7 protein-coding genes are annotated in these 15,449 nt (G+C 60.4%); 6 read left to right on the forward strand and 1 reads right to left on the reverse strand.

What is annotated here, in order from left to right; genetic code table 11:
- The first annotated feature begins 94 nt into the window (after positions 1 to 94).
- The 6 genes from dusB to ACP7D9_RS24450 all read left to right on the forward strand — a co-directional run bounded on the left by dusB (position 95) and on the right by ACP7D9_RS24450 (position 8,103).
- Positions 95 to 1,105: a tRNA dihydrouridine synthase DusB gene (dusB, locus tag ACP7D9_RS24425; RefSeq protein ID WP_426159846.1), complete on the forward strand. Its 1,011-nt coding sequence runs from the start codon at positions 95 to 97 to the stop codon at positions 1,103 to 1,105.
- Positions 1,102 to 1,422: a DNA-binding transcriptional regulator Fis gene (gene fis, locus ACP7D9_RS24430; RefSeq protein WP_002555375.1), complete on the forward strand. Its 321-nt coding sequence runs from the start codon at positions 1,102 to 1,104 to the stop codon at positions 1,420 to 1,422. Before dusB ends, fis begins: the two co-directional genes overlap by 4 nt.
- Positions 1,423 to 1,505: 83 nt before the next feature.
- A complete protein-coding gene (purH, locus tag ACP7D9_RS24435) occupies positions 1,506 to 3,113 on the forward strand; it encodes a bifunctional phosphoribosylaminoimidazolecarboxamide formyltransferase/IMP cyclohydrolase (RefSeq protein ID WP_426159847.1) in 1,608 nt (535 codons plus the stop codon).
- A gap of 172 nt (positions 3,114 to 3,285) precedes the next feature.
- The gene (gene purD / locus ACP7D9_RS24440; RefSeq protein WP_101158321.1) at positions 3,286 to 4,581 is read left to right on the forward strand and encodes a phosphoribosylamine--glycine ligase; all 1,296 of its coding nucleotides are present in this window, start codon (positions 3,286 to 3,288) and stop codon (positions 4,579 to 4,581) included.
- A 97-nt stretch (positions 4,582 to 4,678) separates the two neighbouring features.
- Complete coding sequence (locus ACP7D9_RS24445; RefSeq protein WP_426159848.1) at positions 4,679 to 7,456, forward strand: response regulator; 2,778 nt, start codon at positions 4,679 to 4,681, stop codon at positions 7,454 to 7,456.
- Between the two features lie 62 nt (positions 7,457 to 7,518).
- Positions 7,519 to 8,103 (forward strand): MarC family protein, encoded by a 585-nt coding sequence (locus tag ACP7D9_RS24450; protein ID WP_426159849.1) that lies wholly within the window; start codon positions 7,519 to 7,521, stop codon positions 8,101 to 8,103.
- Positions 8,104 to 8,184: 81 nt separating this feature from the next.
- Here the strand turns inward: ACP7D9_RS24450 and ACP7D9_RS24455 are convergent, their stop codons facing one another.
- Positions 8,185 to 15,336 carry a TcdA/TcdB pore-forming domain-containing protein gene (locus ACP7D9_RS24455; protein WP_426159850.1) on the reverse strand — a complete coding sequence of 2,384 codons (7,152 nt, stop codon included), beginning with the start codon at positions 15,334 to 15,336 and terminating at the stop codon, positions 8,185 to 8,187.
- Between the last annotated feature and the right edge of the window lie 113 nt (positions 15,337 to 15,449).

Consider the following 15,449-nt stretch of genomic DNA (forward strand, 5'->3'; position numbering starts at 1 on the left):
TGTTCAATTCAGCCTTTAACCAGTCATCGAGAGCGGGTATCATGCCCACCCTTTTTCGAACTCTCATGATCCGGCCCCACTTCAGGGAAGTCCTATGTCGGCGGTACGCATCGGCCCATATACATTGCAGAACGGTTTGATTCTCGCCCCGATGGCGGGCGTCACCGACCAGCCCTTTCGTCAGTTGTGCAAGCGTCTGGGCGCAGGGCTTGTAGTCTCTGAAATGGTCACCAGCGACATGAGCCTGTGGAATACCCGCAAGTCGCGCATGCGCATGATCCACGAAGGCGATCCCGAGCCGCGCTCGGTGCAGATCGCCGGTGGCGACGCGCAGATGCTGGCCGATGCGGCACGGGCCAACGTCGAACTGGGCGCACAGATTATCGATATCAACATGGGCTGTCCGGCGAAGAAGGTCTGCAACAAGGCCGCCGGCTCCGCGTTGCTGAAAGACGAAACACTGGTGACCGAGATCCTGCAGGCCGTAGTGGCCGCAGTTGATGTGCCGGTCACCCTGAAGATCCGCACCGGTTGGGATCGCGAGAACAAGAATGGCCTGAACGTGGCGAAGATCGCCGAACAGGCCGGGATTACCGCGCTGGCCGTACATGGCCGCACGCGTGCCGATCTGTACACAGGCGAAGCCGAGTACGACACGATTGCCGCGATCAAGCAGGCCGTGTCGATTCCGGTGTTTGCCAATGGCGATATCGATTCGCCGGAAAAGGCCCGATACGTGCTTGACGCGACCGGTGCCGATGGCCTGCTGATTGGCCGTGCCGCTCAAGGGCGGCCATGGATTTTTCGCGAGATCGAACATTTCCTGCGCACCGGCGAGAAATTGCCTGCGCCGGAACTGAGCGAAGTGGAACGCATCCTGCTGGAGCATCTGGCTGCCCTTCACGCCTTCTATGGCGACGTGATGGGCGTGCGCATTGCCCGCAAGCATGTGGGCTGGTATCTCGCAACCTTGCCGGGCGCCAGGGAGTTTCGCGCCCGTTTCAATCGTTTGGATGGTACGGAAACACAATGCGCCGACGTTCGGGAGTTCTTCGCCGAGCGTTACAAGAGCCTGACAGGGGACGAAAAAGGGGTGGCCGCATGACGATGATGACCGAGACTTTAGTGAGTGGAACAACACCCGTGAGCGACAACGTGAATTTGAAACAGCACCTCAACACGCCGAGCGAAGAAGGCCAGACCCTTCGCGGGAGTGTCGAGAAGGCGCTGCACAATTATTTCGCCCACCTTGAGGGCGCGTCCGTCACGGATGTGTACAACCTGGTGCTGTCCGAAGTCGAGGCGCCCCTGCTCGAAAGCGTGATGAATTACGTCAAGGGCAACCAGACCAAGGCCAGTGAGCTGCTGGGACTGAACCGCGGCACGCTGCGCAAGAAACTCAAGCAGTACGATCTGCTGTAAGCATTCAATCAAACCAGAAAGGCGCCCGCGTAAAAAACGGTCGCCTTTTTTGCTGACTTCCTTTGCTTTTGATGGAAACTGAGATGACCGACCAGACTACCCGCCTGCCGATCCGCCGCGCCTTGATCAGCGTTTCCGACAAGACCGGGATCCTCGAATTCGCCAAAGAGCTTGAAGCTCTGGGCGTCGAGATCCTCTCCACCGGCGGAACGTTCAAGCTGCTGCGTGACAACGGCGTTGCCGCAGTGGAAGTCGCGGATTACACCGGTTTCGCCGAGATGATGGACGGTCGGGTAAAAACCCTGCACCCGAAAATCCACGGTGGCATCCTCGGTCGTCGCGGTACTGACGATGCAATCATGAACGAGCATGGCATCAAGCCGATCGATCTGGTGGCAGTCAACCTCTACCCGTTCGAAGCGACCATCAACAAGCCAGGCTGCGACTTGCCGACCGCTATCGAGAACATCGACATCGGTGGGCCGACCATGGTCCGTTCGGCAGCGAAAAACCATAAAGACGTAGCGATCGTGGTGAATGCCAGCGATTACGCCAACGTCCTGGAAAACCTCAAGGCCGGCGGCCTGACCTACGCTCAGCGTTTCGACCTGATGCTCAAGGCCTTCGAACACACCGCCGCCTACGACGGCATGATCGCCAACTACATGGGCACCGTTAACCAGGCCGCTGAGACCCTCTCGACTTCCGGCCGCAGCGAATTCCCGCGCACCTTCAACAGCCAGTTCATCAAGGCCCAGGAAATGCGCTACGGCGAGAACCCGCACCAGAGCGCGGCTTTTTACGTTGAAGCCAAGCCTGCCGAAGTCGGCATCGCCACCGCGACCCAGCTGCAAGGCAAAGAACTGTCGTACAACAACGTTGCCGACACCGATGCTGCGCTGGAATGCGTGAAAAGCTTCGTCAAGCCAGCCTGTGTGATCGTCAAGCATGCCAACCCGTGCGGCGTCGCCGTCAGCCCGGACGCTGAAGGCGGTATTCACCAGGCCTACGAACTGGCCTATGCCACCGACACTGAATCGGCGTTCGGCGGCATCATTGCCTTCAACCGCGAGCTGGATGCCGAGACCGCCAAGGCGATCGTCGAGCGTCAGTTCGTTGAAGTGATCATCGCCCCATCGGTCAGCGAAGAAGCCCGCGCCATCGTCGCGGCCAAAGCCAACGTACGCCTGCTGGCCTGCGGCGAGTGGTCGGCTGACCGCGCTGCTGCCTGGGATTACAAGCGCGTGAACGGCGGTTTGCTGGTGCAGAGCCGCGATATCGGCATGATCAGCGCCGATGACCTGAAAGTGGTGACCAAACGCGCACCGACCGAACAGGAAATCCACGACCTGATCTTCGCCTGGAAAGTCGCCAAATACGTCAAATCCAACGCCATCGTCTACGCCAAAAACCGTCAGACCATCGGTGTCGGCGCCGGCCAGATGAGCCGCGTCAACTCGGCACGCATCGCCGCGATCAAGGCTGAGCAGGCGGGCTTGCAGGTGGCCGGTTCGGTCATGGCCTCCGATGCATTTTTCCCGTTCCGCGACGGCCTGGACAATGCGGCCAAGGTCGGCATCACTGCGGTGATCCAGCCAGGCGGTTCGATGCGTGATGCTGAAGTGATTGCTGCTGCCGATGAGGCCGGTATCGCGATGGTGTTCACAGGAATGCGCCACTTCCGTCACTGATCCCGCGCCCCCGGATGCAGGCTCTGTGTAGGAGCTGACGAGTGAAACGAGGCTGCGATCTTTTGATCTTGTGTTTAAAAGGCAAGATCAAAAGATCGCCGCCTTCGGCAGCTCCTACAGGGTCCGAGCACAGAGGTTTGTTAGCGTCCCACAGAATTTTGAGGTTTTTGAAATGAATGTTTTGATCATTGGCAGCGGTGGCCGTGAACACGCCCTGGCCTGGAAAGTGGCTCAGGATCCGCGTGTGCAGAAGGTTTTCGTCGCGCCGGGCAACGCCGGTACGGCAATTGAAGCCAAGTGCGAGAACGTCGCCATCGACGTACTGGCCCTAGAGCAACTGGCCGACTTCGCCGAGAAAAACGTTTCCCTGACCATCGTCGGCCCGGAAGTGCCACTGGTTGCGGGCGTGGTCGATCTGTTCCGCGCCCGTGGCCTGGACTGCTTCGGCCCGACCGCCGGTGCTGCGCAGCTCGAAGGCTCAAAAGCGTTCACCAAGGATTTCCTCGCCCGCCACAAGATTCCGACCGCCGACTACCAGAACTTCACCGAGATCGAGCCGGCTCTGGCTTATCTGCGTGAAAAAGGCGCGCCGATCGTGATCAAGGCCGATGGCCTGGCTGCCGGTAAAGGTGTGATCGTCGCCATGACCCTGGCCGAAGCCGAAGACGCCGTGCGCGACATGCTCGCCGGCAATTCGTTTGGCGACGCCGGTTCGCGCGTGGTTATCGAGGAATTCCTCGACGGTGAAGAAGCTTCGTTCATCGTCATGGTCGACGGCAAGAACGTCCTGCCGATGGCCACCAGCCAGGACCACAAACGCGTCGGCGACGGCGACAGCGGCCCGAACACCGGCGGCATGGGGGCTTACTCTCCTGCCCCGGTGGTCACCGCCGACGTGCACCAGCGCGTGATGGATCAGGTGATCTGGCCGACCGTGCGTGGCATGGCCGATGAAGGCAACGTCTACACCGGGTTCCTCTATGCCGGTCTGATGATCGACAAGGCCGGTAACCCGAAGGTCATCGAGTTCAACTGCCGCTTCGGCGACCCGGAAACCCAACCGGTGATGCTGCGTCTGCAATCGAGCCTGGTGTTGCTGGTCGAAGCCGCACTGGCGCAAGCGCTGGACAAGGTTGAAGCGCAGTGGGACTCGCGTCCGAGCGTTGGCATCGTTCTGGCCGCTGGCGGCTACCCGGGCGACTACGCTAAAGGCGCAGCGATCAATGGCCTGGACGCAGCAGCAGGTCTGGAAGGCAAAGTCTTCCACGCCGGCACCGCATTGAAGGACGGTCAGGTGGTCACTGCCGGTGGTCGCGTGCTTTGCGCCACAGCCATGGGCGCCACCGTCGGTGAAGCCCAGCAGCAAGCCTACAAACTTGCCGCTGCCATCGACTGGGATGGCTGCTTCTACCGCAAGGACATTGGCTACCGCGCCATTGCCCGTGAGCGCGGCGAAACCCAGGAATAAGCGATCCATCAAGCCCGGCGCGGATGCCATCCTCGCCGGGCTGTTCGGTCGCCGCGCATCGTTATATTCTGGCATCAACCTACGAAGGGATTTCGCCGTGCGCTGGCTCAGGATCGCCATAAGCTTCACCGTCACGCTGATGACCTTGCTCTGCATGCTCCCGGCCCAGGCCGCGCAAGGCAGTGGCTGGTCGGTATTGCTTGACGATCAGGGCATCCTGCAACTGAGCGACATCCGCTCCCCTCGCTACACCAATCAATTCAGCCCCACCGAGCTTGACCGCCTGACGGCAGCCGAACCCGAGGGTGCCCTGTGGCTGCGCTTCAAACTGGCGCCGGGCAAGCACGAACAAGTGCTGCGCATCTTTGCCCCCGATCTGTCACAGCTCAATCTTTACGTGCTCGACGGCGACCGGCTGATCGAGCAACGCAACACCGGCAACGACCGGCCCCAGGCAGAACATCCCTTGCCGAGCAGCGATTTCATGCTGCCCCTGCCCCAGGCCGACAAGCCGCTGGACGTCTACGTGCGCATGGTCTCCGACCATCAGCTGCGCCCGCACATCACTCTGCAAGCAGCCGTGGAAGGCGCAGCCGATCAGAAGCAGACGCTGATCTTCGGCCTGCTGTTCGGCTGTCTCGCCATGCTCCTGCTGCACAATCTGGTGCGCTACGCCTACTCGCGCTCGCGCAGCAGCCTTTGGCTGGCGATCTGTGAGGGCCTGCTCGGGCTGAGCCTGTTCCTGCTGCTCAACCTCGCCGGTCCCTGGCTGCCGAACTGGCATGCGGTGCAGACGCCGGGCGCCTATCTGGCGTTGCTGATGACCGCCCCCGCCGGACTGATGTACGCCCTGCGCTTTTTCGCGCCACTCGGCCAGCATCCACTGAACAAACTGCTGTGGGGCGACATCATATTGATCGTTACGTGCAGCCTCCTGCTGCTGTTCGTCAACACTTTGCCGCTGAACATCATCACTTATGCACTGGTGGCGCTGGCCGGCCTGAGCATGTTGCTGGTGGGCTTCTATCACTGGCAGAAGGGCTATCGCCCGGCGCGGCTGTTCGTCGCCGCCATGGTGATATTCAACATCGGCACGCTGGTCATCCTGCCGGCGCTGCTGGGTCTTACACTGGTCACACCGCAAGGCCTGATCATCACGCTGATGGTGTTCATCTGCATCAGCGGCCTGCTGATGAGCATCGCCCTGGGCGAGCGACAGCGAAGCATCACCGAAAGCCGCTTCAGCATCAGCCGCGACCTGGCGGCAAGCAATGCCGAGATCAACGCCAAAGCCGAATTCCTCGCCAAGATCAGCCACGAAATCCGCACCCCCATGAACGGCGTACTGGGCATGACCGAGCTGCTGCTGGGCACGCCGCTGTCGGTCAAGCAGCGTGATTACGTGCAGACCATCCACAGCGCCGGCAACGAACTGCTGACGCTGATCAACGAGATCCTCGATATCTCCAAGCTCGAATCCGGGCAGATCGAACTCGATGACGTGCAGTTCGACCTCAACGCGCTGATCGACGATTGCCTGAGCATCTACCGGGCCAAGGCCGAGCAACAGAACGTCGAGCTGATCAGTTTCATCCAGCCACAAGTGCCACGGGTGATCAGCGGCGATCCGACGCGCCTGCGCCAGACCTTGCTGAGTCTGTTGGAAAACGCCCTGAAGAAAACCGAGGAAGGCGAAGTGTTGATTGTCGTCGCCCTCGACGAGCGCAGCAGCAAACCGCGCCTGCGCATCGCCGTGCAGGACAGCGGCGTGCCGATGGAGGCGGAAGAACGCGAGGCGCTGATGCACGCGGAATTGCACAGCAAGCACTTCCTCTCGGCCAATCGCCTCGGCGGTAATCTCGGTCTGGTGATTGCGCGGCAACTGATCCGTCTGATGCAGGGCGAATTCGGCATCAAGAGCGGCGCCACTCAGGGCAGCACCTTGTGGCTGACCCTGCCGCTGGACCCGGACCGCCTCGAGCATCCGACGTCCGACCTCGACAGCCCGCTGCAAGGCGCGCGGGTACTGGTGGTCGATGACAATGACACGTGTCGCAAAGTGCTGGTGCAGCAGTGCAGCGCCTGGGGCCTGAATGTCAGCGCCGTGCCGTCGGGCAAGGAAGCGCTGGCGCTGCTGCGCACCAAGGCGCACCTGCGAGATTACTTCGACGTGGTGCTGCTCGACCAGAACATGCCCGGCATGACCGGCATGCAACTGGCAGCCAAGATCAAGGAAGACCCGAGCCTCAATCACGACATTCTGCTGATCATGCTCACCGGCATCAGCAACGCGCCAAGCAAGATCATTGCGCGTAACTCGGGGATCAAACGGATCCTGGCCAAACCCGTTGCCGGTTATACGCTCAAGACTACCCTCGCCGACGAACTCAATCAGCGCAACAAGGGCCAGGTGGTGTACCAGCCGCAAGTGCTCACGGCGGCTACGGCAGCCAAAGTGCCGAGCGACTTCCGCATCCTCGTCGCCGAAGACAACACGATCTCGACCAAAGTCATCCGCGGCATGCTCGGCAAGCTCAACTTGCAGCCGGACACCGCGAGCAACGGCGAAGAAGCGCTGCAAGCGATGAAAGCCCAGCGTTACGACCTGGTGCTGATGGACTGCGAAATGCCGATCCTCGATGGCTTCTCCGCGACGCAACAACTACGCGCCTGGGAAGTCAGCAACCAGCGCATCCGTACGCCGATCGTGGCGCTCACCGCCCACATCCTTGCCGAACACAAGGAACGCGCCCGCCAGGCGGGGATGGATGGGCACATGTCCAAACCGGTCGAGCTGTCGCAGTTGCGCGAGTTGATCGAGCACTGGGTCGCGCAGCGCGATCAGCAGAACCGGGCGACGACCCAGCCGTCGTAAACCGACAGAGGCGGCAGTGCCTGATAGACTCCCCCCGACTCCATCGCCAGTGAGCTTGCATCATGCTCCATGTGTTATTCAGCGTTTACCTGAAGATGCTGGTGCTCTACAGCCCGTTCTTCGTGTTGTCCTGCTTTATCAGCCTGACCCGTGGCTATTCGCGCAAGGAGCGGCAACGCCTGGCGTGGAAGGTCGCTCTCGCGACGCTGATTTCCAGTGTTTTGCTCTATTTGTTCGGGCGGGTGATTTTCGATGTGTTCGGCATCACTGTGGATGCGTTCCGCATCGGCGCCGGCAGCGTGCTGTTCATCTCGGCGCTGGGCATGGCCCAGGGTAAACCGGCAGTGCAGGCCGACAATGTGCAGCAGGACGTGACCATCGTCCCGCTGACAGTCGGCCCCGGCACCATCGGTGCCTTGCTGGTAATGGGCGTCAGCCAACCGCACTGGGACGACAAGCTCACCGCGATCATGAGTATCGCACTGGCCAGTTTCACCGTCGGCGTGGTGCTTTATCTATCGAACCGCATCGAGCGGATTCTCGGCGATCAGGGCTTGCAGATCGTCAGCCGCTTGATGGGGCTGTTTGTTTGCGCGCTGGCGGCGCAGATCATCTTTACCGGCGTGAAAGGTTATCTGGTGTCTTGAGCGCTTGCAGCCGTCCGCACAAGACTCAATAAAACGCCGCGAACGGCAACGTTCGCGGCGTTTTGGTGCAGGCTCAACCCGTCAAGGCAATTGTTCAGCCACGGCCGCCAGCGTGGCGATGGCGTCGCTGTCCTGTGCAACATCAAACCCCAGCAACCATTGCTCCAGCGCCACCACATACTGGCGACCCGACACGCTGATCGCCAGCTCGCAGGCGCTCTGCTCCCGGACGTTGCGCACGATCAGACTGCGACCGCTGTCCGGATCGGTGAGCACCAGCTCGTCATCGACCCGCGACATCAACCAATGCCCACACTCCCCCACATCGAGCACGAGCAAGCCTGGCTCCGCGGTTTCGCTGACTGTCGGACGCCGCACATCGACGACAATGCAATCCAGACGCTGCCAGCTAGCGGCCGAAATCCGATAGCCCTCCGTGTGCGAACCAAAGCTGAGGATCAACGTGTCCACGCCGTCGACTATCAACGGCAGGACCTCGGTGAGGTCATCGCTCACCCGCAGCGTCATGACCTGCGCATCGCGCTGGGCATGGCTGCCCGGCAACCAGACGCCATCAGTCGTTCCGGCACTGAAGAGCAATACGTCAATTGGGTCGAGCAGTAGCGGATTGTCTGCGTCACGCGTTCCGAGGAGCGTCGCCCACTGGCCATCGTCCCGCGCAGACACATCGAACAGCCGATTCAGCGCCGGCACGTAATATTGGTAACGCTTGCCGGTATTTTCGACGGGCAGGAAGGCGGCATGGGCTTGTCCGTCCAGCAGTTGCTTCAAACGCTCGCACAATTGTGCGGGCGTTTCGCCGAGGCGCCAGGACCAGCGATTCTCCGTGCCGACGATCCGCGCCGGCTGTTGATCCTGCAGTAGCAGCGTCACGCCTTCGCGGGTGCGCCCGAGCAGGCCGTCGCCCTGCGGCAGAACTTCGCCGAATGTCCACGATGACCAGACCGGCTCGGCCTGTGGCAAAGCCTGGCGATGCTGTACGACGTCGCTGTTGCCGAACGCTGCGCGAACCTCGTCGAAGGGCACCAGCGCTTGCCGCCAGATTGTTCCGACGTCGGTATTCAGCAGCCAGACGGCTTGCCGATCCGGCGTCAGACCCAGGAATGCCAGCTCGCGGTTGCCAGGCGTTTGCGCCAGTACCAGCTTTTCGTCCACGCACCACGCGGCCAGAAAGGGCTGGCGTGCCTGGGCGCGCAAGCCGATGATCGCAAATGCTGCGCTGTTGTATTGCCTGGCCAGCGCAGGCAGTGCGGCCAGCCAGTCGGGGTGTTGTTGCAGCCAGCGCTGGCTGAGGCCGACGAACTGCAGCACGTCCCTGTCTATCTCGGACAACCCGTTATCCTCACGGGCACCCAGGTCGATCTCGAACAGTCGACCATCGCTCAACGTGGCGAGATAGCTGTCACCGATGCGTCTGACGTCAACCACATCGCGCGCCAGCGCTTGCTGCATGAAAACATTGTCACGCAGTTCGATGCCATGGCTGAGCATCTGGCTTTGCTTGCTGTAGAACAACAGCGCTATGGCCGGATCAGCGGATCGTGGCATGAGCAACACTCGGTCCACGTCACTGTGCGGGTCGGCGCGCAAATAGCGGCCGTTTTCCGTCCCTATCCAGGCTCGCTCCAGCAGTTGATCGAAAGAGTAAGCCTGGGCATGAATATACGGTGCGTAGCGCCAGGTGCTGATGGTCGGGGTCATGCCGGGGGTTTCGTCGGCATAGGCGCGAAGCGGTTTCTGGCGATGACGGAAAAACGCGATCCGGCTGCCCTTTTCAGGTTTGAGGGGAGAGTTTTCCAACCCGTGCGACCAGAGTGTGATGTCAGTCAGCGTCACATCCTTGTCAGACAGGTGAAATTCCAGCGTGGTCCGCACGTTGAGGTTTTTTCGCTCAATCAACTGCTGCGAGACGCGCAGAGTGCCGTCTGCGAGTTGCGCAAAAGCGCTGATTTTCGTGCCGGGTTCCAGACTCAGCAAACGATAGCGCTGCACGACCAGCCCGCTGAGCACATTGACGCGCCAGACGGTGGCGTGATCGGGATGATAGAACCACGCTTCATCTGCAGTGGCGGCGCCCAGCAACAAGCCGTCGTTGACCTCGCCCGGCAGGTTGCGCGCGTATAACAGGCGTCTGCGCGGGCCATCATAAAAAGCCGTGGTCCTCAGCGGGCGGCTGGCCGGACTGAACGGCACGTTGAATCGCTCAAGCCTCAGATAGCCGACGGCAAGACGCTGGTCCTCACCGAGTTTGCGCAGTCGCGCAAGAACATCGCGCCAATGGTGGGTATCGCCAAGCGTGACGGACACCAGACGCAATGCGTTGTGCTGCCAGTCCAGCTCGTACACTTCTCCCCCGGCCAGTTCGATCAGCCCCTCGAAAGCCGACAGCACGATGCCGTCAATCGTCAATTGGCGCCCCGCCAGATGTATCCGTGGGCCGTCGTCATCCGCAATCACTGCATCAGCAAAGCTGACCTGCTCGAGATTGACCCAGGGCGCATGCACCAGCCATTTGCCAAAGCCGTTGAATGTCAACTTGCGCAAACCGGGTGTCAGGCGCAACTGACAGTGTCCGGGGGTGGCGGTGATTTCATAGGACAGTTTTTGCTGCCATTCCACCGGCAACCTCGGCACCGCCAGCTGACGAACCTGCTCATTGAGTTGTACGCGGATCGTGGTCGGTTTATAGACCGGGTGCAGCTTGTAGAGAATGTGTTTGAGCGACGGCGTGCTGTGCAGATAAAAACGCCGGTTGCCTTGCTCGTCATATTCGAGCTTGTCCGCCAGGCTGTTGCGCAATTGCGGATAACGGGTATGGATGCGCTTATCCAGTTGCGTCGCCAGCGTATCGCCCAGGGCGGTGAAGGGATGAAACGCTGCGTACCAGTGCGGGTCGGCATGTTCACTGGAACTGCGCGGCTCAACTTGCTCGCCCGCTAACGGCTCATAGACATAGCCGGCGCCCCCCAGTTGATATTCGTAACCGTAATAGCAAAGCGGCGTGCAGGGCAGCACCACGGTATGCAGCGCAGCATCGTCGCGGATATCCAGCGTTGCGCTCTCGGCCAGACCGAAGGCCTGGCGAATGTTCAGCGCACGATGGATCTGCTTTGGATCATCGTTGTATTGCGGCAGCTCCAGCGGGCCGCCGCCCCACGGGTAAAACCGCTGGCTGTCGAAAATAACCTGCCGGTCTTGCAGATCAAGCTGTGTAATGACGGCTTCGGGTGGAAACTGCAGCGTCCCGTCGGCAAAGGTAAAAGCGCCTGGCCGGTAAGCGTTGTGAATGGCCCGCAAATGATTGCCGACCGCCGTAGCCTTGTCGGCGATCTGCCCCAGATTGCTGGCAATGGCGGTGGCACCGATGCCGATACCGAGCAACGGCACGGACAGAATGGCCGCCGCCGCGCCGACCGTTCCACCGACGGCCAGCGCGGCGATGTCCAGCCCCAACGCCGCCACATTGAACGCCAGCGATGTGGAAAAACGTGAGCGCTGCTCGTGGTTCTGCGCCAGTGAAAGGTTATAGATGTCGAAGCCGATGTTGACCAGCGAGAACGCAAAGCCGACACCGACGGCTGCCGGCCCGAGCGCGCGACCAGCCAGTGACGGCTGACGCAACAGCAACGCTTGCTCACTGGCGGCCACCTGCCGCACCAGGTTGATCACCTGAGCGGTATCGCTGACCACGCCGAAACCCAGTTGGGCATAACTGACGTAGACCTGCACTTGCAGAGCGATCGACAGAGCCGGCAACTGATCCCCCGCCTGGTAATCGCGCTGACGCATCTCAGTGACCAGAGTCTGGATCGCAAAAGCAAAACTCAAGCGACTGCCGCCGTCAGACTCGGCCGAGACTGCGGGTTTTGCCGCTTTGACCAACTGCTGCACATGCTCTTTGAGCTTGTTGAATCGCGGGTCGATTGTGCTGACCGTTCGCGCCTCACGCGGGTTTTGCGCATCGACCAGAGTCAGCGAAAAAGCGCCGTCCGCCTGCGGCTTGAGGGTGTCGAGCAACGGCAGATATTCGCGCCCGAGCGAGTGTTCACTGCGCAATTGCTGCGTGGCCTCGCCAAATGCCTGCGCCCAGTACCGAGCATCCATTTGCGCCAGGCTTGTGCCCATGCGCGCGTTTTCGCTGAGCGAGCGCTGGCGCGCCAGCGCTTGTCTGGCCCAGACCGAGGCACGGCGCGAATCGCTCGAAGGCGAGTGTAAAAAGCTGTCCACGCGCAACCCCGCCGACAGTTTGCGCGCGGCGATCGCATCAGTGTTCAGTTCGATGACGTTAAATTGCGCACCCGCCATATCGCCCAGACCGTAAAGCCTGGCCAGTGCGCTATCGCCTGCGCTTAGATAACGCTCTACGCCGAGCTTGACCAGGGCGGCTTCGGCGAACCCATAGATGGCAAAGTTCGGATCGTAGAAACGGTAGACGAACCGGCCGTCCACCTGCACCTTGGCCATCAGCAACGCGTGATCGCCGGTGTCGAGCAACAGGACGGTAGAGGCCGTTTTCATCTCCAGCGTCTGCATCAGCGTGTCCAGACTCTGCAAACCCAGAGGCTTGCCGATGGAGCTGGTCGGCACAGCCCGCAATTCGTCCAGCGCACTGAGCAACGCCCGTGAACTGGTGTGTTCGGAATTGATGTTCGCCATAGCGACATGCCCGACCAGCGTGCGCTCGGCCGACTCGCCGGCGACCACCGCAGCGCCCATCAACAGCGCCAGCGGATAACACCGTCGCCCTGGGTCGCTGTTCGTCTGCATCAGCAAATCCTGCGAAAGCTGCCGGGCCGAGGTCGCGCCCGCGCTGATGAACATCTCCCGCACCTGCGCACTGCGCTGAATGATCCGAGTGCGGTATTCGCGCTGCGCGGTGCGCTTGATCAGCCCGATGCGTTCCCGCCACTGTCGCACCGTCAGCGCTTCGAAGAGCGCCTGGACCTTGAGTTCACGCGCCGTCAGCACAGGATGCGCCTCACCCCGCGCCAGCGCCGTCTCGGATTCGGGGCGCTGGTGAATGGCTTTTTCGACAGCGTCAAACCGCGCGAAAGTGCCGTCGCCATCGGTTGCCACGGCAAGCTCACGTACGGTTTGCCAGACACCCGCAAAGCCCACATCGTCGAGACTGCCTGCACCGAAAATCCCACCGAGCATGACCCGCTGCAGCGGGCTGAGTTGCTGCAACGGCAGCGCGTCATGAGCAATACGAGTGAACAGTTCGTTGAGGTTGTCGGACGTCTCGGCGCCATGGGAAACGGGCAGGTCGCTCAGCGGTTGCGCAGCAATCAACTGCCGCGTGTCGAAGCCGATGGCAACAGCATCGGTGAAGGTGATTTCACCGCTGAGTTTTTCGCGCATGGCCCGGACAAAGGGCTCGCCCAGGTCATCTATCCATCGCTGCAGGACCGAAGTCAGTAAAACCGGTTTACCGCCCAACACCGGCCAGCCCTGCTTGAATGTCAGCGTCTGTTGCGGTTTGAGCAGATCCGCCAGCTGACCGGTATAACGCGACTTGAGTTTGCCGCTGCGCCATTTTTCCTGCTCATTGGCCAGCCACTGCGCCTCATCGTCATTGACGGTCCAGCCGGAAATCATTTCCTCCTCAGTCTGGACGTTATAACCCTCGGCCAGTTTCAAGTGTTGCTGAACCTTGAACACGTCCTGCGCGAACAGGTGTGTCTCGACGTAATTTTTTACTCCGGTCACCGCCGCGCCGGGTCCGGTCAACGCAATGGTGCCGCGCGCTCCGACGCGAATGCCATCACGGTAATAATTCAAAATGGCCTCGCTCAAACTGCCGATAAAATCCTGCTGTGTTCGCGTCAGTTGCCCCCCTTCGATTTTCTCGTTCATCACGTTTTCGATGACATCGAGTAATCGCTCGGTCTGTGACCAATCCACCGACGAGGCCATTACCGAGTGTTCAACGGCTTGAAGGCAGTCGTAGTTGAACCGGATCAACTGCATGACCGCGAGCGTCATTTCACTGTGAGGCTGGGCCAGCATGTACGCGTTCATTTCCCGGTCCAGTTGCGTACCCATGCGCAGACCATGGGCCGGGCTGCGGTCTTCACGCGGTGCGACGAATATCTGCTTCACTCCGGGCTTGCTGCGGGCAAACGCCAGCAGCGCATCCAGATCGGCAGCGGGCAAGGTATCGGTGCGATCGGCGTAGCGCTGGCGATCGCGACCTGGCAGCAATGTTTCATCATGATTAAGCAAGAGTTGCAACAGGCCCAAGCGTTGCGCGTCATCAAAATTGCTTATATCGACGCCACCGGGTTTTTCAGCCAACGGTGGCAAGTAATCCATGTCGCTGTAACGCCCACCCTCCAGGTATTGCGCCTGCAAGCGCACAACATCACTGGCGGCGGCGAAGTTGCCACGCATCGCCACTTCCCGCTGATAGACATCGGCCAGAAAATGGCCGTGAAACTCTCGGCGAACATCGCGCAACTGCAAGTCGCTGCCAGCCATTTGTTGATGGGTCTGCAAACAATGTTGTCGAAAGTTTTCCAGTGTCGCCCGGTCTTTACCGTAAGCGCGCACCATCAATTCAATCCGGGCCTGATCGGCCTTGCCTTGCCATTGTGGTTGTTGCAGAAATTCGAACATCTCGCGCTTCAAGACTCGCGCACGATCTTCGATCATCTTTGCCAGCGCACCGGGACTGCTAATGGAGTCGCCGCCAGCCTCCATCGCATCCACTCGCGCGCTGTCAGTGATGACCCGATTCATTTCGAAAGCCAGCAAGGCATCGCTGTCATACCAGAGATTGAACTGGTAGCCCTCGGCGGCCAGGACCTGGCGCCAGACATTCATGTAATCACGCTGGATAGCGCCGACCTGGCTGCCGCCCACCCAGACAAAGTGCATTATTGCTGGCACTGGCGCAGCTACGTCACTGAACATGCTCACCGTTGCCGCCAGGCGTGCCGCGTAATCGCGCAGCCTGGTTTCGATTCGATCGATTGCTGCCGGCATGGGTGCAGTCTTGCGATTGGCCAAGCGCTCGAAGTTGTCCAGGAAAAGCGTTACGACTCGCAGCTTTTCAGTCAAATCCGATGCCGTGCCTGCACTCTCGTAAAGCGCGATCAACTCGGAATATTCGCCGGTAGTGGAAAACTCTTTCAAGGCGCGTTTCAGCGCTGAATAATCTTGCGCAGAAATAAAACTTGATTCGCCGACATACTGCTCCATGACACTCATAAAGACTTCATCCCTGATTCATCAAAGTAAACCTGGACGAAGTTATGCCGCCGATGCAGCGAGTTCAAAAAACACAAAACTCAAATAATTTCCCGGGAAACATTACATAACAG

The sequence above is a fragment of the Pseudomonas sp. TSRC2-2 genome, assembly GCF_049897785.1.
Lineage (GTDB): Bacteria > Pseudomonadota > Gammaproteobacteria > Pseudomonadales > Pseudomonadaceae > Aquipseudomonas.